The sequence below is a fragment of the Planktothrix sp. FACHB-1365 genome (assembly GCF_014697575.1).
In the GTDB taxonomy this organism is placed as follows: Bacteria; Cyanobacteriota; Cyanobacteriia; order Cyanobacteriales; family Microcoleaceae; genus Planktothrix.
The window spans coordinates 76,704-102,246 of sequence record NZ_JACJSC010000007.1; the positions used below are offsets into that span (position 1 = coordinate 76,704).

At 38.5% G+C, this 25,543-nt stretch carries 24 protein-coding genes; 14 read left to right on the top strand and 10 right to left on the bottom strand.

The window, feature by feature from the left end; translation table 11 throughout:
- Positions 1-59: 59 nt before the first annotated feature.
- Genes H6G57_RS11130 through H6G57_RS11140 form a run of 3 tightly spaced genes read right to left on the bottom strand, consistent with a single transcriptional unit; the run spans position 60 to position 2,031 of the window.
- Entirely contained in the window at positions 60-677 is a 618-nt protein-coding gene (locus H6G57_RS11130) for a VWA domain-containing protein (protein ID WP_190518763.1), read from the bottom strand.
- Positions 678-723: 46 nt separating this feature from the next.
- Positions 724-969: a hypothetical protein gene (locus H6G57_RS11135; RefSeq protein WP_190518565.1), complete on the bottom strand. Its 246-nt coding sequence runs from the start codon at positions 967-969 to the stop codon at positions 724-726.
- 30 nt (positions 970-999) lie between these two features.
- The gene (locus H6G57_RS11140) at positions 1,000-2,031 is read right to left on the bottom strand and encodes a GTPase family protein (protein ID WP_190518572.1); all 1,032 of its coding nucleotides are present in this window, start codon (positions 2,029-2,031) and stop codon (positions 1,000-1,002) included.
- Between the two features lie 233 nt (positions 2,032-2,264).
- On the opposite strand from H6G57_RS11140, the gene H6G57_RS11145 reads away from it, so the two are divergent.
- The gene (locus H6G57_RS11145) at positions 2,265-3,101 is read left to right on the top strand and encodes a DUF4351 domain-containing protein (RefSeq protein WP_190518573.1); all 837 of its coding nucleotides are present in this window, start codon (positions 2,265-2,267) and stop codon (positions 3,099-3,101) included.
- A 61-nt stretch (positions 3,102-3,162) separates the two neighbouring features.
- Positions 3,163-4,008 carry a pentapeptide repeat-containing protein gene (locus H6G57_RS11150; RefSeq protein WP_190518575.1) on the top strand — a complete coding sequence of 282 codons (846 nt, stop codon included), beginning with the start codon at positions 3,163-3,165 and terminating at the stop codon, positions 4,006-4,008.
- Positions 4,009-4,174: 166 nt separating this feature from the next.
- On the opposite strand, the gene treY is transcribed toward H6G57_RS11150, so the two are convergent.
- Positions 4,175-6,967 carry a malto-oligosyltrehalose synthase gene (gene treY, locus H6G57_RS11155; protein WP_190518577.1) on the bottom strand — a complete coding sequence of 931 codons (2,793 nt, stop codon included), beginning with the start codon at positions 6,965-6,967 and terminating at the stop codon, positions 4,175-4,177.
- A 294-nt stretch (positions 6,968-7,261) separates the two neighbouring features.
- Between treY and H6G57_RS11160 the strand changes: the two genes are divergently transcribed.
- The 8 genes from H6G57_RS11160 (at position 7,262) to H6G57_RS11195 (ending at position 14,093) form a co-directional block, all read left to right on the top strand.
- On the top strand, positions 7,262-8,044 hold the full coding sequence (locus tag H6G57_RS11160) for a nucleotidyltransferase family protein (RefSeq protein WP_190518578.1): 783 nt from the start codon (positions 7,262-7,264) through the stop codon (positions 8,042-8,044).
- A 267-nt stretch (positions 8,045-8,311) separates the two neighbouring features.
- Positions 8,312-8,776 carry a PqqD family protein gene (locus H6G57_RS11165; RefSeq protein WP_242048942.1) on the top strand — a complete coding sequence of 155 codons (465 nt, stop codon included), beginning with the start codon at positions 8,312-8,314 and terminating at the stop codon, positions 8,774-8,776.
- A 69-nt stretch (positions 8,777-8,845) separates the two neighbouring features.
- Positions 8,846-9,934 carry a serine kinase gene (locus H6G57_RS11170; protein WP_190518580.1) on the top strand — a complete coding sequence of 363 codons (1,089 nt, stop codon included), beginning with the start codon at positions 8,846-8,848 and terminating at the stop codon, positions 9,932-9,934.
- A gap of 3 nt (positions 9,935-9,937) precedes the next feature.
- Positions 9,938-10,708, top strand: coding sequence for a glycosyltransferase (locus tag H6G57_RS11175; RefSeq protein ID WP_190518582.1), 771 nt, complete (start codon positions 9,938-9,940; stop codon positions 10,706-10,708).
- A gap of 22 nt (positions 10,709-10,730) precedes the next feature.
- A complete protein-coding gene (locus H6G57_RS11180; RefSeq protein WP_190518583.1) occupies positions 10,731-11,444 on the top strand; it encodes a glycosyltransferase in 714 nt (237 codons plus the stop codon).
- Positions 11,445-11,490: 46 nt separating this feature from the next.
- Complete coding sequence (locus H6G57_RS11185; protein ID WP_190518585.1) at positions 11,491-12,180, top strand: glycosyltransferase family A protein; 690 nt, start codon at positions 11,491-11,493, stop codon at positions 12,178-12,180.
- Between the two features lie 29 nt (positions 12,181-12,209).
- Positions 12,210-13,109, top strand: coding sequence for an SDR family NAD(P)-dependent oxidoreductase (locus H6G57_RS11190; protein WP_190518587.1), 900 nt, complete (start codon positions 12,210-12,212; stop codon positions 13,107-13,109).
- Positions 13,110-13,142: 33 nt separating this feature from the next.
- On the top strand, positions 13,143-14,093 hold the full coding sequence (locus H6G57_RS11195) for an SMP-30/gluconolactonase/LRE family protein (RefSeq protein ID WP_190518589.1): 951 nt from the start codon (positions 13,143-13,145) through the stop codon (positions 14,091-14,093).
- Here the strand turns inward: H6G57_RS11195 and H6G57_RS11200 are convergent.
- A complete protein-coding gene (locus tag H6G57_RS11200) occupies positions 14,080-15,207 on the bottom strand; it encodes a nucleotidyltransferase family protein (RefSeq protein ID WP_190518590.1) in 1,128 nt (375 codons plus the stop codon). The two genes, H6G57_RS11195 and H6G57_RS11200, sit on opposite strands and share 14 nt — an antisense overlap.
- Before the next feature lie 192 nt (positions 15,208-15,399).
- On the opposite strand from H6G57_RS11200, the gene H6G57_RS11205 reads away from it, so the two are divergent.
- Complete coding sequence (locus H6G57_RS11205) at positions 15,400-16,488, top strand: nucleotidyltransferase family protein (protein WP_190518592.1); 1,089 nt, start codon at positions 15,400-15,402, stop codon at positions 16,486-16,488.
- A 177-nt stretch (positions 16,489-16,665) separates the two neighbouring features.
- Here the strand turns inward: H6G57_RS11205 and treZ are convergent, their stop codons facing one another.
- Positions 16,666-18,486 (bottom strand): malto-oligosyltrehalose trehalohydrolase, encoded by a 1,821-nt coding sequence (gene treZ / locus H6G57_RS11210; RefSeq protein ID WP_190518594.1) that lies wholly within the window; start codon positions 18,484-18,486, stop codon positions 16,666-16,668.
- 46 nt (positions 18,487-18,532) lie between these two features.
- Positions 18,533-19,621 carry a DMT family transporter gene (locus H6G57_RS11215; protein WP_190518595.1) on the bottom strand — a complete coding sequence of 363 codons (1,089 nt, stop codon included), beginning with the start codon at positions 19,619-19,621 and terminating at the stop codon, positions 18,533-18,535.
- A 91-nt stretch (positions 19,622-19,712) separates the two neighbouring features.
- Here H6G57_RS11215 and sppA point away from each other — a divergent pair, with 91 nt between their 5' ends.
- The 3 genes from sppA to aroH all read left to right on the top strand — a co-directional run bounded on the left by sppA (position 19,713) and on the right by aroH (position 21,486).
- The gene (gene sppA / locus H6G57_RS11220) at positions 19,713-20,531 is read left to right on the top strand and encodes a signal peptide peptidase SppA (RefSeq protein ID WP_190518597.1); all 819 of its coding nucleotides are present in this window, start codon (positions 19,713-19,715) and stop codon (positions 20,529-20,531) included.
- A 54-nt stretch (positions 20,532-20,585) separates the two neighbouring features.
- A complete protein-coding gene (locus H6G57_RS11225; RefSeq protein ID WP_190518598.1) occupies positions 20,586-20,981 on the top strand; it encodes a four helix bundle protein in 396 nt (131 codons plus the stop codon).
- A gap of 115 nt (positions 20,982-21,096) precedes the next feature.
- Positions 21,097-21,486: a chorismate mutase gene (gene aroH / locus H6G57_RS11230; protein ID WP_190518600.1), complete on the top strand. Its 390-nt coding sequence runs from the start codon at positions 21,097-21,099 to the stop codon at positions 21,484-21,486.
- A 133-nt stretch (positions 21,487-21,619) separates the two neighbouring features.
- On the opposite strand, the gene secF is transcribed toward aroH, so the two are convergent.
- The 3 genes from secF to H6G57_RS11245 form a co-directional block, all read right to left on the bottom strand.
- The gene (gene secF / locus H6G57_RS11235; RefSeq protein ID WP_190518602.1) at positions 21,620-22,588 is read right to left on the bottom strand and encodes a protein translocase subunit SecF; all 969 of its coding nucleotides are present in this window, start codon (positions 22,586-22,588) and stop codon (positions 21,620-21,622) included.
- 110 nt (positions 22,589-22,698) lie between these two features.
- Positions 22,699-24,093 (bottom strand): protein translocase subunit SecD, encoded by a 1,395-nt coding sequence (secD, locus tag H6G57_RS11240; RefSeq protein ID WP_190518604.1) that lies wholly within the window; start codon positions 24,091-24,093, stop codon positions 22,699-22,701.
- A gap of 188 nt (positions 24,094-24,281) precedes the next feature.
- Entirely contained in the window at positions 24,282-25,265 is a 984-nt protein-coding gene (locus H6G57_RS11245) for an alpha-ketoacid dehydrogenase subunit beta (protein WP_190518765.1), read from the bottom strand.
- Positions 25,266-25,543: the final 278 nt, after the last annotated feature.

Consider the following 25,543-nt stretch of genomic DNA (forward strand, 5'->3'; position numbering starts at 1 on the left):
TCTGTATTCTTCACACCCCGTAGAGACGTGCCACGGCGCGTCTCTCTATAGGGCTGATGTTAATCAGTAATCGCTCGAATTAAAACTTCTTTTAGAGATATTCCTTCTTGTTCTATCTCATCAATTGTAATTGTATGGACAATATCAAAACGAGCGCCTGCACTTTGAAGATCATCATCTAAAGTTTTGAGGAATTGGGTGGCTTCAGTATCATGACCAATTTGGATAAATGAAATCGCTAATTCCTCATCTCTATCAATTTTTTGAGTAGCCTCAATAATAGTTTGGATAACAGCTTGAGGGTGGTCTGGCTGACCGTCTGTTACTACAATTATAGTTTCACCTCCTAATTTTGCTTGCCCCTGTTTCTTGAGTTGAAAATAGTTTTCCAAAGCATCTTGCAAAACTTTTGCCATTTCTGTTCTTCCGACAGGTTCATTCTCATTAAAGATTTGCTCAACTTTACTGGCTGTTACATGATCATAACGCCTAAATTGAGTAGAAAAAGTATAAACTGTAATACCATCTTGGTCAAATTGCTCACACTTACTAGCTAAGGCGAAAGTCGTTTCTTGCATCATTTCCCAACGACTTCTACCTCCTTCACAATCTTTCCTTGCCATAGTGCCACTCTTATCAATAATCAGAGTGTAGTCACGATTTTCTAAATCGATCATAATAGATTCCACCTTCTTAATTTACAACTTATGAGAACAGGAATTTTCAAAACCAGTTAAAGAACAATTTGAAAATATTATCTACAACCCTCACGCTATTCCTGATAATATTCGCTGTTTGGCTGTCAATTTGCTTGTCTTTTTCAAGCCAGCTAATTGCTATATTAGCCAAACCGACTAATGATGATTCAAATAATTTATTTTGTGCTAGAGTACGTTGCCGATAGTCATCATCTATTCTAGCAAGCTCGCTGTTTATATGCTTCTCTACGTCATCCCAACTGTTACTCATATTAATCACCATTTTTTAGTATTCAATCAACTACCAAATTCCAAATTTTTGGGTGTTTAACCACCGACGAAATTCAAACAAAGTCTTTTTAGTTTTTGGTTCATAGACCAATAAGTTACAAAGATTTTCTGTTTGGTCAAAAGGAATTTGGTCTAGTGAATCACCAGAAATAAGCTTCTGGAACTGAATTGTAGCTTCCTGTCCAAGTTTGTTCAGAATGACCAGCATTAATTTATTTAAGTTATACCGAAAAACAGCCGAACAGGGGATAACTTGATAGTTATCATAAAGTCGCTCGAAAACTTTTTGGTATTCAGGATATTTCTGCTGATACAGTTTCAATTTTTCAGCATTCATATATCCTTTGTAATAAATTAACTTTAAATCTTGATCACATTTGAAGCCATCTTCAATAATAGAAAAATTGCAATCATTGTAAGTTTTGGAAACAATTAAACCACCATAAGGCTCAATAAAAGTCTGTTGATAGTAGACAGCTTTTTGTTCCAAAGTGCTGCTTGTTTCTGGTGATGGCAAGAACTTGACAATGTTTCCAATTTTTGCTGCTATCCAAGCAGGAGGATGTAGAACATCTGCTTTAGTTAGAATAAAAGTCAGTTTGCTCATTAAAACTGTTTTTTGTTCTTGTGTATATCCCTCCATAATTTTTTTAAGGGACTGTAAATCAAAAACAACTGAGCGATTATCAGCATGAATCGCCCATAATATTACATCGGAAGATTGAAGATGTTCTCTGTATTTTTGCAAATACTTTTCGTCTGCTTCGTCTGATTCTCCGATCCCAGGAAGGTCATAAAAATACAGATTTTCTTTAATACGAATAGCCGGAATTTCTTCTCCTTCTAATTCTAATTTAGTACAAGGTTTGACCGGATCAGTTTTCAGATTAGTACCAAATAAAGCATTGATCAGAGAAGACTTACCAACACCCGTTTGACCGACAATAGAAACCCGAAATTGACGTTCATTGATTCTTTTTTTGAGAAGATCTTGAACGAGATTAAGCTGATCTGGGGTCAAATCAGCTTCTTTCATTTCCATATCGCACTCCTCACTAAGCAGCGTTTATCTTTGTCTTAATGATTCAACTTGAGTTGTCTCATCATCCCTAGTTTACTAACTCAACTTCAAATTGACAGTGATAAAAAGTGATAAAAAGTGATAAAAAGTAGTAACTTTTGCCAGATTTTGCTAAAATATCCTGTTAGACAGATGCGTCTAAAGGTTACACTGCTCTCACAGACTATTCACACCTATTTTCTAACTGAACTTCCTTGGTTTACGATAACACTTGTAAATATCTGGCTGAAAAATTCCCAGATGCTTTTGTTCAATGGTTGCTCCCCTTGGAACAACCTACCACCATTCAGGTTCTCAAAACTGAACTCATTCAAGAACCAATTCGGGCTGATTCTCTCACTTTTTTGCAAGCCGATAACCAAATTCTGCATCTGGAATTTCAAACCCTGTCCTATTCTAACCCTCCCCTTCCATTCAGAATGCTTGACTACTACGTCAGGCTCAAGCGACAATACTCTTGTTCGGTCAATCAAGTTGTACTCTTTTTACAGCAAACCACCTCAGAACAAGCTTTTGTATCTGAGTATACAGACACCAACACCCAACACTGCTATCGAGTGATTCGCCTGTGGGAGCAAGACCCCAATTTACTGCTATCTGTCCCCGGTTTACTCCCCTTTGCGACATTATCTCAAACCAACTCACCCCGAACTTTGTTAGAGCAAATAGCAAATCGGATTGCTACAATTGAAGAACCCAATCAACAAGCCGATCTCCTCGCTTGTACTCAAGTTCTCGCGGGTTTAAGGTTTGAAAAAAACTTAATCAGACAATTATTTAGGAAGGAAACAATGCGCGAGTCTGTCATTTACCAAGAAATTCGGGAAGATGGTCTCCTGGAAGGGCGACAACGGGAGGCGATATCGTTTGTTACTCGTCAGTTGACTCGACGAGTCGGTGCGATCGCTCCTATAATCCAAGAACAAATTCAGACTTTATCTGTCGAAGAATTAGAGAATTTAGGGGAAGCGCTTCTGGATTTTTCAGAAGTAACAGATTTAGAAAATTGGTTGAATCAACGTCAGCCTTAAGGGGTACAATATAGTGTTATCTGTTTAAAACTTCACCTGATACTTTAAGGAAATTGAACCCATGACCGTTGATGAAGCACTTGCGATCGCAGAAGTTGTCCTCGATGGCAAATGTTTAAACGACGTGGAGCAGCTAATATTTAGACAATGTTGGGAGGGAAGATGTTCATATCAAGACATTGCTCAACTTTCTAATTATGATGATGAATATATAAAATCTATTGCGGCGAAACTTTGGAAACAACTATCAGACGCTTTTGATGAAAAAGTAAAAAAAAATAATTTACAGTCTGTTTTTAAGCGATATTTGCGACGAAATCAAGTTAATTTGCATCGAACTCAGGAGATAGAAGTTAATCTTAGTGGCGCAAATCTAACTGGAGCAACATTAAATTTAGCCAGCTTAAGTGGAACAAGACTATTATTTACAAACTTTAGTGAACCTGTCTCATGTCAGCAAGATTTAGAACAAGCATTATTACCAGATCATAACACGGACTCTCCACGAGAAATTATAAAATCAGAAGAAGAACATCAACAAATCCACTATAACTCAGAAGAAAAAATCTATCTATGGAATAATTTTAATTTCCACTGCGAAGAACAAATTAAAATAGCTGAAGCATTGGAGCGCGCTAATATCCTTTTTTTTCCTAATGCTAAAGTCCGTCTGACTACGCCAGAAGGTAGATCAAATCAAGAAGCTAATTTCTTAATTTTCTATCAAGGTAAATGGGGTATTCTGGAATTATTGCATCCTAATACAGCAAAACCTGAAGATCGCGATCGCCTTTTTGAAACTCAGGGTATCTGTATTATCCACTATTATGACTATAATAGGTGCAATCAAGAACCCGATGACATTGTGCAGGAATTTATAGAGATTTTAAGCCAGGAATTAAGTTAGAGATTATATGAAATCATTAAAAGTTTGCTACATATCTGTATTGTGTAGAGACGTTGCATGCAACGTCTCTACTGTAGCACCGATTTCAAGATTTCATATTACCTAATTTTGAGAGGGTCTGACAACCGAGAGCCGATAAAATCAAGACCCTGAGTAAAAAGCCTATCTAACAACTCGTTAATAAAGCCACAGGAAACACTGTTAAAATATCACCTATTTTTAAGGAAGGGCTACCTTTAATCAATTGATGAGTGAGAGTGTCTTCCCAATCAGTAGACCACTCTTCAGGAATTTCAATGGCTGTATCTTTCCAAATCATTTGACCTAAAGGAAACTGTTTTGGTTCAACTAAATTCGTTAAAAATTGAGGAACAATGGTAATGATAATTTGTTGACCATAGGTTCGAGCAAAGGCTAAAATATGTTCAGCATAATCTCCCGTTATTTCTAAGGGAATATAAGTTCCTTGTTGATAAACTTCCAGATATTGTTTCCGAACTATTAACCCTTGATAGATTAAAAATAACTTCATCCGTCCATCTTCAGGAGTCGATTTTAACTCCTCAATCAAAGACAAAATATCCTCCTGAGAACGGCGTTTAATCTCCTCCAAAAACTGCATCCGTTTTTGATAATCAACGAAACGTCGATTATCAGGATCAACTAAACTTAAATCCCAAAGCTCTGTTCCTTGATAAAAATCGGGTAAACCGGGGCTGGTGATTTTAATTAAAGTTTGAGAGAGGGAATTAAATATCCCATAAAATGCTATTTTTTGTTGAAAATTTCTGAACTCTTGTAAAAACTGATTGTCCTCCGAAGGGTTGAGAATTTTATCAACAAAAGTGAAAAAGCCTTCTTCATAAACCGAGTCAGGACGTAACCAAGCGGTATGAACTTTTGCTTCTCGAACTGCTTTAATTGCAAACTGTTTAACTCGTTCTACAAATTCAGGATATTCTGCTTCATAAAAGGGATAGGAACCGATTAAATTTTGATACAAGAAATATTCATCATTTCCATCAGGAATAATCCGCCCGTCGGTTTCTATTTTATGATCCCGATTTAACGCAATCCAAGTTCTGACTTGTGCTTCCCATTCATCAGGAATCTCGGAAATTACGTTTAATCGGGCGCGTAAATCTTCACTGCGTTTTGTATCGTGGGTTGAGGTTGTATTCATTTTGTGGGGCCAACTTTTAGCTTGTTTTTTATTAAACTGATGGAACGTATCAGAACTAATTCCAAATTGATAAGGTGCGCCCCCTACTTCATTTAAAGACACAAAACGATTATACACATAAAACAGCGTATCTTCCACGCCCTTAGCTGTTAATGGCCCTGAAAACTGTTGTAACTTCCTGACAAAATGCAGCCACAACTGTTTATTTTCATCGCTTAAATAGTCATCATATTCTAGTAATAAAAACTTTTCAATTAAATTGAGTTCGTTAATCAGTTCAGGATGTTGTCCTTTTGCTTCTTGAATGGCAAACTGAACATAATAGCGATCTTCTTCACTGACTTGACCTTCATTAATATAAGTTCGATAAACTGGAAACCGCACTAATACTTCTAAAATGGCAGTTTGTAACCCATGTAACGTAAAGTCTCGTCCATAACGATATTGACCCGCAATTCGTTTCAGTAATCCTGCTAAATTATCTGCATCTCCCGCTAAGTTTCGATCAGCAATTAAGCGTTTTTTATCAATTAATAATTGTTTAAAGGAAACACTTAAACCTGTTACATCTCGATAAATTTGACTGAAGCGATCTTCATTTTTGCGTTGACAAAATAAATTATTCAAATAAATTAAAAATTCATATCCTGACGTTCCTTCCATGGGCCAACTACTGGGTAAATTTTCTTCAATATCTAAAATTTTCTCAACAGTTAGATAAACATTTCCGACTTTTTCTCGAATTCCTTGTAAATATTGCAGGGGGTTATATAATCCATCAATATGATCAATTCTTAATCCAGTAAATTTACCCGATCTGACGAATTTAAAAATTAAATCATGGGTTTTATTAAAAACTTTTTCGTCCTCAACTTTGACGCTAATTAATTCATTAACTGTAAAAAAACGACGATAGTTCAATTCTTCTGCACCGACTTTCCAATAGGATAATCGGAAAAATTGTTCAGATAGGAGTTGATCTAAGAAATTAAAACTTTCGGGATCGCCTGTTTTTCCATTCAAATATTCAATATTTTCATCAATAAATTTCTGAATATCGCTATTTTCTTGATACAGTTCCCACAGTAATCCTTTTGCAAATACGGCTTGCGATCGCCGATCTTGACTGGATTCTTCATGGGGAATATTTTTCAACACATAAAGCACCCCTAACAGTTTAATTACATTGGGGTGTCTTCGTCCTAATCGTTCTTCTAATTCTTTCAAACGAGGAGTGATTAAATAAGTATAGGATTCAATTTTTAAGGGAAACTTTAAACTATAATAATTAACGGATAACCCTGCTTCTCCATAAGAAATTTTTAATTGCCCATTCTCTAAACAATTGCCATAAAAATCTCCTAATAAGGGAGCTAAAACACGACCTTGAAAATCACTATAAGGATGTTTCCAATCAATATCGAAAAATTCTAAATAATCCGAATCAGAACCAAATTCAAAGATATCTGTTAAATATTGATTTTGACTATCATAAGCCATGTGATTGGGAACAATATCCTGTAACCATCCCATGCCATTATTTTTAACTTCTTCCATTAATTGATCAAAATCTTCCTGCGTTCCTAGTTCAGGATTTAATTGATTCGGATCAACAACATCATAGCCATGAGTGCTTCCGCTTCGAGCTTTAAAAATTGGAGACGCATACAAATCAGAAATCCCTAACTCCTGTAAGTAAGCAATAATCTCTTTAGTCTGATTAAAATTAAAATCGGGATTAAACTGAATCCGGTAGGTAGCTAGAGGAATTCGCATAATAATTATTGAAATGAAATTGGAAAAATCAGGCTGATTTTAACTTGTATGATTGATCTTAGGTATCTATCTCTAGGTTGAAAATAGTGTTTAGCGGATTAATCTCAAATCTTCTTTGATTTTTTCAGGTCAGCTATGTTGGAGATGATTTGTGTTTTTTTAATTTCTGCGCGAATGAAGGAAATGAGGTTATATTCTGAATCCAAGGGAACATCTCGACAGGTTTCACGGGTAACTTGCGTTAAGCCAAAACTTAAGTTACTAATGGAGTGATAGCCAGACAATTGGAGCCAAATGTTACTAAAATCACCACGTTGGTTTTCATCGGTGGAAATTCAGCATGAACTAGAAGTATTGCTAATTTGTGCTAACACTCAGGTAAACCCAGAAAACAGGCAGAGATTGAAAACTCTACTGCAAGAGAATATAGATTGGGTCAAGTTGATAGAGATGGCAAATTACCATAAGGTGATGCCGCTTTTGTACTCAAACCTGAATGGGATTTGTCCAGAAGCCGTTCCCAAACCGATTTTGACAAAGTTACGACTAGAGTTTCAGTTTAATACTCGCAAAAGCCTGTTATTGAGTGGTGAACTGGTCAGATTGTTGAATTTGTTTGAAACCCAAGGAATCCCCCTTCTTCCGTTTAAAGGGCCTGTATTAGCCGCTGCTGCTTATGGTAATTTACTACTGCGACAGTTCAGCGATTTAGATATTCTAATTCATACTTCAGATATTGAACGGTCAAAAGCACTGTTTTTATCTGAGGGATATCAAATGAAAATTGAGCGCGTCGAACTAACACCGGAACAGGAAAAAGTGTTTTTGCGATCAGATCAAATCTATCAATTTGTCCGCGAAGCTGCCTACCCATTTCTTCACCCTAAAAAAGAAATATTGGTAGAACTTCACTGGGGAATTATGCCACAGTATTTTTCTTTTCCTATTGATGATCAGGGGTTATGGGAAAACTTAGATTCACTGGTGATTGCCGGGAGAACAATACCAAATCTGTCGCCAGAAAATGCAGTTTTGGCAATTATAGGACACGGAACTAAAGATAGAACAGGTTGTTAAAAAAGTTAAGAAATAACTGAACATCCTTTCAGTTTTCTAAAATTTTGGGGGTGTCATCTACTCACTCCTTAAAATAGAGATTTTGATCCTTTAACTCTTTAAAGGATCGTAATATTATGGCTTTTTATTGAGTCAAAATAAATAACATTTTTTTGCAGATCGAATCTCAAATTTACGGGAAATGAACTTGACATCTATCTAAGGTTATAGTAAAGTTAAGGATAGTTAAATACAACTAAGTTTATCCACCCAAAAACCTGATCACAAATGATGAATCCAGACGAAAAATTTAATGCCAATACTCCCAAAGTTGTTCATGAAAGTATTGATGGTGAAGTCGTCGTCGTCAACTTAGAGCAGGGAGATTATTTTAGTTTAGTTAAAGTCGGCGCAGATATTTGGGACGGCTTGATGAGAGGTCTTTCCAGAGGCGATATTGTATCAGAAATCATTCAGCGCTATGAGGGTGAACACACCATTATTGAAAATGCCGTTAATCATTTGATTGAACAATTACAGAAAGAAGAACTGATTGTTCTCCATACAGGAGATGAGGTAGACAGCCACAACAACCCTAACGATCCAACTCCAACCATTGCCAACTTAGAAAAATTAAAATTTGAACCTCCCAGCTTACAGAAATACACGGATATGGAAGAACTACTGGCTTTAGATCCTATCCATGAAGTTGACGAGCAAATCGGTTGGCCGAGTGCTAAAGTTGAAGTTTAATTCCTTCAAAAAAGGGAGGGTTTTTTCCTCCCCATTTTTTAATAATTGTCGCTCAGTCCCAAAAATCAGATGATTACAAATACATTTGAAAATATTGATCATTCTGCTCAAGCTGCTCAGAAAGATTCTTTAGATTTTTTCAATACTGTTTATGAATTACATGAAAAAGCTGAGGTTTCTGCTGGGGGTTGTATTGACCGTTTTTACTGCATAGCAGGGTTTAAGATTCGGTTGCGGTTTGCAGGGGAAGCCTTAATTCCATACATGACTCCAGCTTTAGCACACTTAGAAACAGAACCTTTTTGCGATCCAGCACTTACAGTTTGTTTGTGGGATAGCACCTCGACAAATACGGTAATGCCACCTCCACCTTGGCAGAGAAATCAACATCATCCCAAGCGTGGAGAGATTTACGGTTTCAATACCGAGCGCCTTCACACCAGTTTCCAATGGGGTGCATTTGCGTTAAGTATGTTGGATAGCGATCGCAATCTAGGAATTTATTGGGTTGAAACAACCGAACAAATTCCTTATTGGGAAAAAGGTTCGCCGCTACGGACAATTTTAAACGTCTGGATGAGTAAGCGGGGCATCCAGCTAGTTCATGCTGGTGCTGTCGGACTCCCATCTGGTGGCGTACTGCTAGTAGGAAAAGGAGGTTCTGGGAAATCGACAACAGCGTTAACTTGCCTGAATTCTCAGCTTTTTTATGCCAGCGACGATTACAGTCTCATCTCCCCCGAACCAACCCCGACGGTATTTAGCATCTACAACACGGGCAAGAAAAATGCCGACGATGTGGATAGATTACCGTTTTTGGCTAAGGCTATTAGTAATAGTGATCGCCTTTCAGAGGAAAAAGCACTTTATTTCATTAACGACCATTTCCCTGAAAAAATATTGACCAGTTTCCCCATCCGTGCAGTTTTAGTGCCGCGCATTACGGGAAAAACAGATACCTCCTTAACAGCTACCTCTGCTGCTGCTGCTTTAGCTTCACTCGTCCCCAGTACCATAATTCAATTACCAGGTTCAGGAAAAGAAGCTTGCCAAATTATGATGCAAGTTTTGCAAAAAGTTCCTTGTTATTATCTAGAACTTGGTACTGATTTAGAACAAATTCCTCAAGTCATTTTAAACCTTATTACAAACCCATAAGCAATGGACAATCAACCATTATTCGTTAGCGTTATAATCCCCGTTTACAATGGAGAAAAATATCTAGCGGAAGCCATTCAAAATGTCAAAAATCAGGATTATCAACCATTAGAAATCATTGTGATTGATGATGGTTCAACAGATAAAACTGCGGAAATAGCTGCCCAATTCAAAGACTGTATCCGCTATATTTATCAGCAAAATACTGGGCCAGCAGCGGCTCGCAATCATGGCATAAGGATAGCCAATGGAGATGTAATTGCTTTCTTAGATGTTGACGATCTCTGGTCGGATAATAAACTGAAACTGCAAGCAAATTACTTAGCAGATCATCCCTCGGTAGGGATCGTTCAGGGATTAATCCAACAGATGAAACTATTGCGACAGGAAGAAGACGATCAAGCTATCTTTGAACCTACTTACAAACCTTACAGTTATATTAATATAGGCAGCGCAATTTATCGAAAAACAGTTTTTGAGAAAATAGGCTTTTTTGACGAAACACTTAAGTACGCTGAAGATGTAGATTGGTTTATTCGAGCGTGGGAAAATGGCATTTCAAAAATTGTATTGGATCGAGTCAGCCTGTTTTATCGCAAGCACGAAGATAATATGACAGGCGGTAAAAATTTAGTTGAACTTGGTTTTGTAAGAATTTTCAAGAAACACTTAGATCGATGCCGAAAGCGAGGTAATCTTCAAATTAATTCTTTATTAGAAGTGCCAATTAATGAATATCTCGGCACTTCTCCTGAAATACCCAAAATAGTCTAACAATTAGAATAGAGAGAATAAAATGATAGAAAATTCACCTGTGGTAAGTGTAATTATTGCAGTTAAAAATGGAGAACGTCGATTAGGAGAAGCGATCGAAAGTATTTTGTCCCAAACTTATAAAGAATACGAAATTATTGTTGTAGATGGCCAATCTACAGATAATACTGAAAAAATTGCTAAATCTTACGATCAAGTTCGCTATATCCGTCAAACTGGTAAAGGTCTTGCTGATGCTTGGAACCTTGGAATCGAGGCTGCAAAAGGAGAATTAATTGCTTTTCTCGATTCCGATGACCTGTGGGCACCTAATAAATTAAGCCTTCAGGTTGATTACTTGGTCAATCACCCGTTAATTCAGTATGTGATCGGCAAATTTAGGTTTATTTTAGAACCAGGATGTCCTATTCCTATAGGTTTCAAAAAAGAACTCTTAGACAAGGATATTGTTGGCCCTATTCCCGGAACTTTAATGGTACGTAAATCTCTATTAAATTCAATTGGTAAATTTAATACCGACCTCGTTATTGCTAGCGATGTAGATTGGTTTGCGAGAGTCAAAGATGAAAATATACCTATGACTGTCATCCCTGAAGTTCTTCTTTATAAACGAGTCCATACCGAAAATCTTTCATCTAATGCTGAGAAAAACAATCAAGAATTATTACAGTTACTTAAGCAATCTATCAATCGCCAACGACGTTCGCAAATTCCCAAAAATCAAGACATTAGTTAATCATAAACAGGCATAAATCCAATCTGAAATTAGAGAAGTGATCGGGATGAGCAATTCTTTTTTAGTCAGCGTCATTATTCCAGTTTATAACTGCGAAAAGTATCTAGCAGAAGCGATCGAAAGCGTGCTATCTCAAACCTATCAACCACTAGAAATTATTGTAATAGATGATGGTTCAACTGATGGCAGTGCAGAAGTAGCAAAGAGCTTTGGTACTACAGTGCAATACTGTTTTCAAGTCAATAGCGGTACGGCGGCGGCTCGTAATCGAGGCATAGAATTAGCCAAAGGCGATTTTTTTGCCTTTCTCGACGCAGATGACCTTTGGGTAGAGGATAAATTAACCAACCAAATGGCAGCATTTACCAATAACCCTAATCTTGATGTCGTATACGGACAGGTTCAACAGTTTATTAGTCCAGACTTGGCGGAAAATCTGAAAGCTAAACTACAGGTTTCTCCTAAATTAGCACCGGGACATATTCCTTCAGCATTGGTAATCAAACGGGATTCTTTTTTTCAAGTTGGCTTATTTGAAACTCAGTGGAAATTAGCCGAATTTGCTAGTTGGCAGGTGCGTCTTACAGAACTAGGACTCCAGACGATGATGTTACCCGAATTAGTAGCCAAACGGCGACTGCACGAAACCAATAAGGGAATTAAACAACGCGAATACCAAACTGAATATCTTCAGATTTTGAAAGCATCACTAGATCGCCGCCGTGCTAAAAGTTAGGATATTCAAATAGGTTATGATTCACGGATATGAATTTCCAAACTCGGCTAAACAACATCAAAACTCGTTTCAAAGCTGCATCCAAAGCCTTCCTTAATCCGATGCCTACGCTCAAACCAAAAGTTTTTGTCAAAACAGTAGATCCTGCTGTAGTTTTAGATAATCAGCTTTTAGCCGGAAAAAATATCCTTATTACCGGAGCCGCAAGAAATATTGGCAGAAGCATCGCTATTGAAATGGCCAAACAAGGCGCAAATATTTTTTTCACCGATATTGTTGAGGAAGAATGTTTAAACTTAGAAAAAGAATTAAATACTTATCACGTTAAGGTAAAAGGCTTTGTTTCAGACATATCAAAGCCTGAAGATATTGATTATTTATATAGCATTTTGGACGAAAATAAAATCGTAATCGATATTCTCGTCAATAATGTAGGCATTCAATTTGAGACGATGGGGATAAATAACTTAAATTTGGAAGAATGGCAAAAGACTTTTCAAACCAATATCTTTGGGCCGATGTACCTTACCAAACTTATCTCCAAAATGATGGTGAGTAATTCTATTCAGGGTTCTATTATTTTCCTAACTTCTATACATGGAGAAATACTTGTCCGTTGGCCTAGTTATAGTTCTTCAAAAGCAGCATTAGGAATGATTATCAAAGAGTTAGCGCTAGAATTTGCTCCCTACGAAATAAGAGTAAATGGAATTGCTCCGGGTTGGGTGGCAGCAGACGAGCGCGGGAACCCTTTACATCATAAATATAACCTATTACATCAGTGTTCGATCGCTCCTTGTTATATTGGTAGAGCAGCTGTTTATCTAGCCTCAGATTATTTTTCAAAATTCACGACGGGAACTGTTTTGAAAATTGATGGTGGAGCAACATTATATAGTTATCGTGTTGCCCAAAGTCCGCCTGAATAGAAAAGTAGTATAAAATTAACGGAAGAAAGCCAAATGTTGCGTATTGCCAGATGGATAAAGAGACAGATCGAAAGGAAATTAGCCACCAATCAACCAGGTAAATTAGGTATCAGTCGTCTGGAATCAAAATCTAATAACTTTCAAAATCTTTTTCCTAAGAAAGTAAAGATCGATCGCGTAGCTACCGGATTTCAGTTTACTGAAGGGCCAATTTGGTTGGCGGAAGAAAAGTATCTCCTATTTAGCGATATTCCTGCTAATAAAATTTTGAAACTAACTCCTGATGGTCAGGTAACGATATTCAGAGAACCTAGTAATAATTCTAACGGGTTGACTAGAGACAAACAAGGCAGATTAATTGCTTGCGAACACGGTACGCGCCGAGTTACCCGCACCGAAAAAGACGGTTCAATTACCGTTTTAGCTGATAAATTCCAAGGCAAAAATCTGAATAGTCCCAATGATGTTGTCGTCAAAAGTGACGGCGCGATTTATTTTACCGACCCTCCTTATGGAATTAAACCCGAACAGCAAGAACAACCAATCCAAGGAGTTTACCGCCTTTCTTATGATGGCAGCGAAATTATTGTTGTCGCCGATGATTTTATTAAACCAAATGGTCTGGCATTTTCACCTGATGAAAAACAGCTTTATATCGATGATTCAGAACGCCGACATATCCGAGTTTTCGATGTTCAAGCGGATGGTACGCTTGCTAATGGTCGCATCTTTTACGATATGAACATTAAGAAACCAGGTTTACCTGATGGGATGAAAGTAGACGTGCAGGGACACATTTATTGTACCGGAGCAGGAGGAGTATGGGTTTTCGATCGCAACGGCAATCGTCTAGGAACAATTGTTACTCCCGAACAACCAGCAAATTGTGCTTGGGGAGATGAAGATTGGCAGAGTCTTTATATCACTGCTCAAACTTCGGTATACAAAATTAGAGTAAATATTCCCGGCATTAGCCTTGCTTAATAGTTGACGCTCCTATTCCCTGCAATCGATTTTTTACTGCCAGGTACGAGAGGTATGTCAAACGACGACCGTAATTAATTTTATCCTGTAAACGTTCCCTTACTCCAAAAGGGAAAAAGAATAATTTTTGCAGCTTTTCGATCTCGCTATCAGAACTATCAAAAAGCCATCGCCGTAGTTTGGCTGCAAGTAGTTTTATCAATCTATCTCCTTGCAATCTTTGTTCTATTTCTGCTGGAAGTTTGGCATCCAAAATATCCTTTGCTAAGAGAAGACTAATTAATAGCATTCGTTCGCTACCTAAACTTTTAGCTTGCTTAATGATTCGTCCCCAATCCAATTGCTGATGAGAGCGAATTAATTCAGCAATATCGCAGATTTGGGAAAGCTTTTGCTCCTGTTCCCAAGAATCTTTCGTTATCTGCATTGCGAGGATAATCAGCAAATCTTCGGTGCAAAGGGTAGTGACTGTTGTGCCAATAAGAGATACAGTCTCTAGGCGTTGCCACAAGTCCTCAAAATCGAGTAAAAGAGGGAAATATTTTGGTGCGATTCTCTTGTGGAGGTCTACATTAACTCTGGTTTTATGATTAATTAAACTTTCTTCCCACTCAAATGTTGAGTCTGGGTGATATCCTTGAGAAATCAGCAGTTCTTTTGCTCTGGAAAAGTCCTGCGGCTGAACCAAAATATCCAAATCACCGAACTGCCTGAGCGACAAATTGCCATACAGGGCAGCAGTCAGCGCGGCTCCTTTGTAGGTGATAGCGGGGATTTGGTGCTTTTCAAACAAATTTAGGAGTTTCAGCAGTTCCTTAGTCAGGGACATATTGCGGAGGGCGTTGGCGCGGTAGTCGTTGCGAAGGCGATCGAAAATTGGCTGTGGAACTGCTTCTGGGCAAATGCTAGAAAGATGGTGGTACAAAACTGGCTTGGTGGCGTGTTGGGATGCTATCTCTATTAGGTATTTCCAGTCAATCTTTCCCTGTAATATTGTTTTTATTCGCTCTGTCATTGTACTATCTATGCTAGTTCTGGCACAACAGATAAGTAGCTCAATTTCTGGGCGCGATTCTTTAAGTTTTATTTCCTTAGCCTTTACTTTTTGACTCATTTATACACCTTATGAATTCTAAAAACAATCTAAAGTTTGAGTGGCTTACTTCCGACAAGCAGGAATTGCTTTTGTGCTTGGGGAGATGAAGATTGGCAAACTCTTTATATCACCGCTCAAACTTCAGTATACAGCATTAGAGTTAATATTCCAGGGATTCAATTACCGTAATTCATTAATTTAAGATACACCATGAATTTTAATCTAAATCAAGAGCTACAATTACTTTTACAAGCCGCACTTTTACAAGGTGAAGCAGCCATTAATTCCTGGCAAAAATGGAGAACATTGGTCAATATTGACGATGTGGATCAAGACTCTTATCGGTTATTACCGTTACTCTATCGCAATTTATCGGCTCATAATGTCACAGATTCATACATTGGCAGACTCAAGGGAATTTACCGACGTACCTGGGTTGAAAACCAAGTTTGGTTTCAACAAATTCGATCTATTTTAGGCTCTTTTCAAGAAGCTGATATTAAAATTATGCTGCTTAAAGATCCGGCTTTAAATTTACATTATTATCAAGATTATGGTCTACGTTATATCAATCATCTCGATTTTTTAATTAACTCAAAAGATGTTTTAAATGCTATAAAATTATTACAAGAATTGAGTTGGACACCAAAAGAAAAAATTCCTAATCCCACTGTTCCTTTTAGTCATTATATTGGATTTGAAAATGAATCTAAGCAATATTTGAGTCTGCGCTGGCATCTTTTCGCCGATGGTTTTAATGAAAATGCGGAAACCGAGTTTTGGCAGCGGGCAATATTAACTCAAGTCAACGATTTTCCCGTTTATCTTTTATCGGCAACTGACCTGTTATTTTACACCTGTGTATTTGGAGGATTAACAAATCTAATTTCACCAATTAGTCGGTTAACAGATGCGGCGATTATTATTCAGTCCTACCCCTCTGAAATTGATCAAGACCGACTGCTAACATTAGCTGAAAAATACCGCTTTATTTTACAATTAAAATCGAGGATTATAAAGTTACAGGAAATTCTCAATTTACCGCTCTCATCCTCAATTTTGCCCGAACTTAAAAAATTATCAATTTCTAAATTTGAAGATCATGAATATCAGGTGATAACGAGTCAAAAAAATACCTCCTTAAATCGTTTAAAAATGAGATATTTCCAATATTCCAGAATAGTCAATACGGATAATTTTAACCTCTTCAATTTTTTCAGTTATCTGCAATATATTTGGGGTTTAGAAAATTTATGGCAAGTCCCAATACAAGCTATTATCCGAGGAATTAACAGGTAGATATAGCAAGTTTAAATGGATTGTACCATCATCATCAGGATTATTAATCCTCAAAAATGGACACAAATCCCAGTGTTAGGGCGAGAAAACCTCGCCCCTACGATGAATTGGATTTTAAGTCATTTCTACAACTGATTTAGACTTGCTATATCTCGTTAGAATTGATCAAAACAACAATTAAGTTTCATACAAGACAAAACTTTCTGGAACTAACGTTAATTCTGAAGTATCCGTTAACGTTTCGGGTATATTTGATCCTGAACCCATCCATTTTTCATCGGTAGAATCTAACAGCTTATGCCAAGTTTTACCGATTAAATTAGGACTGTAGGAAACCGGATTTTTGCTAAAATTAATCAAACAAAAAACCTGCTGATCTTCAAACCAACGCCGGAAGTATAATAATTTATTCTCCTCAATACATTGGGCTTCTTGATGGTTGCGATCGCGTAATTTCAAAGCCGGAATACTCCGTCGTAATCGAATTAAGGTTTGATAGAATTCCCATAATATTTTATGCTTTCCTTCCTGTTTTAAGTGCCAATTTAACTGACATTGATCAAAGATTTCTTGACTTTGAACATCAAGGGGATCACCGGCTAGATGAAACGCCTCAAAATCAGCTTTTCGTCCTTTTCGTACCGCTTCAATTAAATCTTGATCCGAGTGACTAATAAAATATTGAAAGGGTGCAGGTTCTCCATATTCTTCCCCCATAAATAATAAGGGAATATAAGGCGACAATAACACCGTAGCCGCCGCTAATTTCAAGGCTTCATAAGAGACTAAAGTTGTTAACCTTTCCCCTAATAAACGGTTGCCAATTTGGTCATGGTTTTGACTAAAAACCAAAAATTGATAGGGAGGACAATCTTTCGCCGACTGTCCATGTAAACGTTTGCGGTTGGGAGAATAATCCCAAGTGTAAATAAAGCTTTCTCGGTAAGATTTGGCTAACTGTTCACAACGACCATAATCTTTGTAATAACCAATATCTTCACCCGTTAATACGGTATGAATTGCATGATGGAAATCATCACACCAATGCACATCTAAACCATACCCTCCGACCGCTTTAGAACGAATTAATCTGGCATCGTTTAAATCGGTTTCAGCCATTAAATAAAACTTTCGTCCTTGCTGCTGAGAGAATTCAGCGACATTATCAGCTAATTCTTGTAAAATATGTTTAGCACCGAGATCAAAAATATTATCCGCCGCATCCAATCTCAACGCATCAATGTGAAAATCTCGTAACCAATACAGAGCATTTTCAATCACAAAATCTCTGACACCCTGACAATAAGCTTGGTCATAATTAATCGCAAAACCCCAAGCTGTTCGATAACGTTCGGTAAAATAGGGGCCGAATTCTGCCATGTAATTTCCTTCCGGCCCAAAGTGATTATAAACGGCATCTAAAATCACTGCAACGCCGTGCTGATGACAAGCATTTACTAAGCGTTTTAACCCTTCTACACCCCCATAAGAATTTTGAGCCGCATAGAGATAAACGCCATCATAACCCCAATTGCGATCGCCTGGAAACTGAGCTATGGGCATTAATTCGATAGCATTAATTCCTAACTCTAATAAGTCAGGAAGACGGGGAATAATTGCCTCAAATGTTCCCTCTGGAGTAAAGGTTCCGACGTGTAGTTCATAAACAATTAATTGATCTAACGGAATTGTTTTCCAGTCTTGATCTTGCCAAACAAACGTATTTTGATCGATGACTTCTGATGCTCCATGAACCCCTTCCGGTTGAGAATAGGACGCAGGATCAGGATGGGTAAATTGGTGATCTAATTGATAAAAATAACGGGTTCCTGGGGGAATATTTTCAACCGTTGTACTCCAATATCCCTGTTGATCTCGTTCTAAGGGAATTAATCGTTCTTCAGGAGACACAATTTTAAGGGAAACGGTTTCTCGCAAAGGCGACCAGACGCGAAATTCACAGCGATTTTCGCCTAAATAATTTGCACCGAGTTTCATGATAAAATTTGGGGATTAACTACATCTTGAGAGATAGAGATATGCTTTAGCTAGTCTCTATTTTTTTGATTTCTATTGGTAACTCAACGGAATTTCCCTCTGCGGGTTGTAATAAATTGGTTTCTGGTTGAGATGGGGCTAAATCCTGGGAACGTTTGATTTTTAGCTTTTCAGCTAAGGTATCTCGTTGATTTACCAAATAGATACTGACTAACGTTAAGCCAACTCCTATTGATTGTAACGGACTGAGGACTTCTTGTAAAAAGAAATTGCCAAATAATAAAGCAAAAACGGGTGTCAGGAACGTTAGCGAACTCAAGCTCGTTAAGCTACCACTGGATGCAAAATAGAAAAATAAACCATAAGAGATCGCGCTTCCAAATATTGTAGAATAGCTCATTGCCACCCAACCCGACAGATCAATATTTTGCCATTGTTGAGTTTCTAAAAGTGCCGATAACCCAAATAAAGGCAAACCCCCAATAATCATGTGCCATCCGGTTCCCATCACCGGGTCAGCATATCGACAAACCCACCGCACTAATACCGTTCCCACAGCCATTGATAACGCCGCTAATAACATCAACCATTCGCCACTATTAAATAGTTGAGTAAAATCGGCAGAAGTTATCAATAATTCCGAATTAAATAAGCCTAAAATCCAATCATCAGGTAAACCAATTAAACTAATTCCAATAATGCCAATAGTTAATCCTAACGCCCCCCAAAATCCAATGGTTTCTTGAAATAACCATAGCGATAAAATAGCAACGGCTAAGGGTTGGGAATCTATCATCACCGATCCTAACCCAGCGCTGGTTCTCACTAACCCTTGGGCTAAAAATCCTTGAAATAAAGTTGCATCAACGAACCCAAAAATTGAAATCCATAACCAAGCTCGCCAGCCTTTCGGTTGCGGACGTCCCGACAGTAGCCCCGCCAAGAGTACCAAAACCCCGGCGGGGACTAACCGCACTCCCGCCATAAAAAACGGCGTTGTATGGGGAATAACGCCTTTCATCGCGACCATTGCTGTCCCCCAAAAGAAGAATGGGGCAATTAACAATAAAGGCTGAAAGGGTAATTTGGCTTGGGTTTGCGGTTTCCGTTCGACAGGCTCAGGACAAGGCTGCATTCGGTTCTCCAGGTAGGGGGGACGAAAATTATGTACTTTTATTAAGAAGTTTATACAATATTATTAATTTAATACAGTTCTGTCATTACCCATGATTTGGCCCTTTAAACCTCGATACCGCAAACAAATCGCCCGCATAGAAATTAATGGTGCGATCGGCGGAGATACGCGCAAACAGGTGTTAGAAGCCCTGAAAACCATTGAAGAAAAGAAATTTCCCGCCCTATTGTTGAGAATTGATAGTCCTGGCGGCACCGTTGGCGACTCCCAAGAAATTTATAGCGCCCTAAAACGGTTGCAGAAAAAAGTCAAAATTGTTGCGAGTTTCGGCAATATTTCGGCATCCGGTGGCGTTTATATTGGCATGGGAGCCGAACATATTATGGCGAACCCAGGAACAATTACCGGAAGTATTGGTGTTATTTTACGCGGTAATAACTTAGAACGGTTATTAGAAAAAGTGGGGGTTTCTTTCAAAGTCATTAAGTCCGGCCCTTATAAAGATATTTTGTCTTTTGATCGAGAACTCACTGAACCCGAACAACAAATTTTGCAAGAATTAATTGATACCAGTTATCAACAATTTGTACAAACCGTTGCCGAATCTCGTAACTTACCCGTAGAAACCGTTAAAACCTTTGCTGATGGTCGAATTTTTACCGGACAACAAGCTGTTGAACTGGGAATTGTAGACCGTTTAGGAACAGAAGAAGAAGCCCGACGTTGGGCAGCAGAATTGGTTAAACTCGATCCCGACAAAACCGAATGTTTTACGTTAGAAAAACCTAAATCTTTTGCTAATAAAGTTTTAGGTAATAATTTAACGCCTAATAGTTTAATTGCTGCTAACCATTGGTTAGAATTCGAGCTATCTACAAACGGTTTACCCTTGTGGATGTATCGACCGTAGAAGAGGACAAGGGGACGGGGGGACAGGGAGATAAGGAGATGAGGGGATGAGGAGATGGGAGAAGATAGGAAGAAAATTATTAGAACTCCTGAAGACTTGGAGGTGTATCAGTTATCCTTTCAGGGAGCCATGCAGATTTTTAAAGCATCCCAGAGATTTCCTATAGAAGAACGATATTCTCTAACCGATCAAATTCGACGTTCTTCTCGTTCTGTATGTGCTAATTTAGCGGAAGCTTGGAGAAAACGAAGATATGAAGCCGCTTTCATTGCTAAACTCAATGATTCAGAAGCTGAAGCCAGTGAAACTCAAGTCTGGATTAAATTTGCGGTGCAATGTGGATATTTAGACGCACATACAGGTCAAGAACTTTACACCACCTACGACAAAATCCTTGGTAGTTTAGTCAACATGATTAACCACCCCAAAAGCTGGCTCATCAAACCCTAAAAATCTCCCCATCTCCCCGTCCCCTTGTCCCCTTGTCCCCCCGTCCCCCTCTCCCTGTCTCCGTCTCTTGCTACACTGGGAACGATGAACATCTCGATATCGGAGGATTTTATTTGTGGACTGGCGAGTTCGTGCAATTCGTGGCGCAACAACGGTTTCAGAAAATTCGGTTGCAGCCATTCGAGAAGCGGTTATAGAATTATTAAATGAATTAGAAACCCGTAATCAACTTGATCCTGATGAAATTATTAGTTTAACGTTTTCAGTCACAAAAGATTTAGATGCTATTTTTCCCGCCGCGATCGCCCGTGAACGTCCCCTTTGGCACAATGTTCCTCTATTAGATGTTCAACAAATGCACGTCGAAGGCAGTTTAGAAAAATGTATTCGCTTCTTAGTTCATGTTAACTTACCTGCTCATCAAACCCAAGTTTATCACCCTTATTTAAGAGGGGCTAAAAACCTCCGTCCCGACTGGAATTTAACTCCTATTCATTTATCTTAAAAACATTAATCAGTAGGGGCGGGGAAACCCCGCCCATAATCAGTCATCATTTTCTAAGCTTTAGTTAACAGTTAACAACAATTAATTCTTAACTCTTTCACTGATAACTGATAACTGATAATTGATAACTGATTTACTCTTTTTCGGTTGCTAAAGACACAGAAGCGGGTTTGCGATCGCGCCACCACGCTAACATTGTACTAGCAATAAAAATACTCGAATAAGCCCCAGCTATAAATCCCACTAATAAGGCTAAGGCAAAATATTTCAGGGTTTCGCCACCAAACAGGAAAATACAAGTTAAGGGCAATAGAGTGGTTAAAGTGGTGTTAATGGATCGGGTTAAGGTTTGTTCTACCGCATCATCCACCACTTGATTAATATGAAGATCGGGGTTACGGGTAATCACTTCCCGAACGCGGTCATAAATCACCACCGTATCATTAACAGAAAATCCTACAATGGTTAACAGAGCCACTAGAAATAAACTGTCAACTTCCACACCCAAGACTAAGCCTAAAATTGCAAAAATTCCAACGGTAACTAAAACATCATGGAATAAGGCAACAAAGGCAAAAAAGGCATAATCCAGCTTAAATCGAAAGGTTAAATAAACCGTAATTCCAGCAAAAGATAACAATAAAGCCGTTAATCCCGATAGAAAAATTTGACGACCAACGGTGGGGCCAACGGTGTCAATTTGAGTTCCTTTTGGGTCAAATGCTCCGATTTTTTCACTTAAAGCATTTTGCAAATTGGTTCGTTCTTCAACATTTAAGCTTTTTGTCCGAATCGAAACAATTTGTTTATCGTTTTTACCCGCATCTTTATCTAACAGTTGAATGGAACTATTTGCTAAACCTTGAGTTGCTAAAACCTCCCGAACTTCAGTCAGATCAATCGGGCCATTACAATTATTGGGAACCGAACAATCGAGTTCCAACTGAAGACGAGTTCCTCCGACAAAATCTAACGCCGGACGTAACGGTGCGCCAATATCCGGGCGAGTCCAAGAAATCGCCATAGCAATAATTCCAGCCAGAATAATCGCAGCAGAAATCGCCCACCATAAATTGCGTTGTTTAATAACACTAAAAGCCATAAATTAGTTAATTGTTGACGGTTGACGGTTGACGGGTACGGACGGGGAAACCCCGCCCCTACGACGGTTGACGGTTGATTGTTCCCTAATTACTAATTACTGATTACTGACTACTGAGAGATTTTTTTCAAATTTGGGCAGAATAATTCAGGTTTTCTTAACTCTGGAAAATCAAGAACGAGGAAGAGAAAACTACGACTACAAGTAATGGCAGTAAACATACTCACCGCTACCCCTAGTCCTAATGTTAAGGCAAAACCTTTCACTAATCCTGTACCTAACCAAAATAGGGCGACACAAGCAATAACCGTTGTGACGTTACCATCTAAAATGCTACTAAAAGCACGATAAAAGCCTGATTCTACAGAACGATATAGGGTTTTTCCCGCTCTCAATTCTTCACGAGTTCGTTCAAAAATTAGAACGTTAGCATCCACCGCCATCCCAATACTGAGAATAAAACCTGCAATTCCCGGTAACGTTAAAGTTACACCCAATAAATCAAATAGGGCTAAACTTAATAACGCATAAATCAATAACGAAAAATCCGCTATTAAGCCCGGTAATCGATAATAAACAATCATGAAAATCAGGACTAAAATTAAACCCGTTACCCCAGCATAAACACTCTTGTTAATACTATCTCGTCCTAATGTAGCCCCAACGGTTCTATTTTCCACAATTTCCACGGGAACAGGTAAAGCCCCACCTCGCAATTGTACCGCTAAAGCATTAGCTTCTTCGGCGGTAAATCGTCCTGTAATAACGGCTCGACCTCCTGTAATTCCTGTATCGGCAAATTCTACAGGAACCGACGGGGAGCTTAATAAATTATTATCTAGAAAAATCCCAATTGTTCGCCCAGTTCCGGCTAAATTTTTAGTGAGTTCAGCGAAGTTGTCGCCCCCTTCAGAACTAAACACTAAACCAATATTCCAGTTTCCTCCACCTTGGACAGGTTCAGGATAGGCATCTTTTAAATCTTGCCCTCTCAAAATAGGACTATTATAGAGTTGAGCGATCGCTGCATTACTCTGATTCAAAGATTCAATCGCTTTCGCTAAAGCTTGAGAATCTCCCTTTTTTTTAGCCTCTTCAATTTGTTGTTTAATTCCTTGCTGAACTTGCAATTCCACCGGAAGTTGTTGTTCTGTTCCCGGCTTTTGTTCGCGGAAATCTAATTGCGCCGTTCCTCCTAAAACTCGTTCTGCTTCTTCCGGGTTATTAACCCCCGGTAACTGTACAACAATTTGATCTTGTCCAACGGTTTGTACTAAAGCTTCCGATACTCCCAGTTCATTCACCCGGTTTTCAATCACGCTTTGAACAGACGTTAGAACCCGTTCATCAATGATTGGAACCGCTTCTGAAGGCTTCAATTGAATGGTAAGTTGAGAACCTCCCCGTAGGTCTAAACCTAATCGTAAAGGAACATTAGCAAGGACAACAATGGAGGCAATAATCACCACCAAAATTAGAATTAAAACAGAACGTTGTTTTCGCATCGTAATCAGTTATCAGTTATCAGTTATCAGTTATCAGTTATCAGTTATCAGTTATCAATTGTAGGGCGGGGTTTCCCCGTCCGCACTCAGTCATCATTTTTTAACCTTGAGTTAATAGTTGTCAACTATTAACTATTAACTCTTTCACTGATGACTGATGACTGATGACTGATAACTGAAAAAGCTGATTAAAATTTCTTACTTAGAATCTTCTGAACACCCTCAACAATTTGCTCTGGTTGAACAATCGTGAGTCGTTCTAAAGCTCCATTGTAAGGTGTCGGAATATCTTGGGATGCTAACCGCAATACAGGCGCATCTAATTCATCAAAAAGACGATCATTAATTGAAGCGGTAATTTCTGCTCCCAGTCCCCCGGTTTTCATACATTCTTCAACAATAATCACGCGATGAGTTTTGCAGATGGATTCACCAATCGTATCAAAATCCAAAGGTTTGAGAGAAATTAAATCAATCACTTCAGGATCATAACCCTGTTTCACTAAAGTCGGAACCGCCTGCATCACATGATGACGCATCCGAGAATAAGTCAAAATCGTTACATCTTTTCCGCGTCTGACCACTTCCGCTTTATCAATCGGGACAATATATTCTTCGTCGGGGATATCTTCTTTGAGGTTATATAATAAAACGTGCTCAAAAAACAAAACCGGATTATCATCTCTAATCGCCGCTTTCAGTAACCCTTTGGCGTTATAAGGAGTCGAACAAGCGACCATTTTTAACCCAGGAACTGATTGAAAATAAGATTCTAACCGTTGAGAGTGTTCCGCACCCAATTGACGGCCCACACCCCCAGGGCCACGAATCACCAAAGGCATTTTAAAATTTCCGCCAGAGGTATAACGCAGCATTCCCCCATTGTTAGCAATTTGGTTGAAGGCGAGTAACAAAAATCCCATGTTCATCCCTTCAATAATCGGCCGTAACCCCGTCATTGCAGCGCCAACGGCCATTCCGGTAAAACTATTTTCTGCAATGGGAGTGTCTAAAACCCGCAAATCTCCATATTTTTGATAAAGGTCTTTCGTGACTTTGTAGGAACCGCCATAGTGACCCACATCTTCTCCCAACACAAACACGGAGGGGTCACGAGCCATTTCTTCATCGGTTGCTTGTCTCAGCGCATTAAAAAGTAGGGTTGGTGCCATTGCAATTGTTGATAAGCGAGTGTGGATCACAGCTAATCTTACCAAAAGATTGAGTTTAAACCTTCCCTGATTCCAATTATGGGTTTGAGGGTTGAGTCCCACTAGGGTTTGGGAACTTTCCTCAGACTGACCTATCCTAGTCATGATGATCCATTTTTAATCTTGCGATGGACTTCCCTCAGTCTGTTTGTCTGTAGCCGAAGAAAGGGTAACGATAGTTGAGTTTGCGACTACTAAGGATTTAATTAGGGTTTATAATGATACTGACTTAGCTAGAG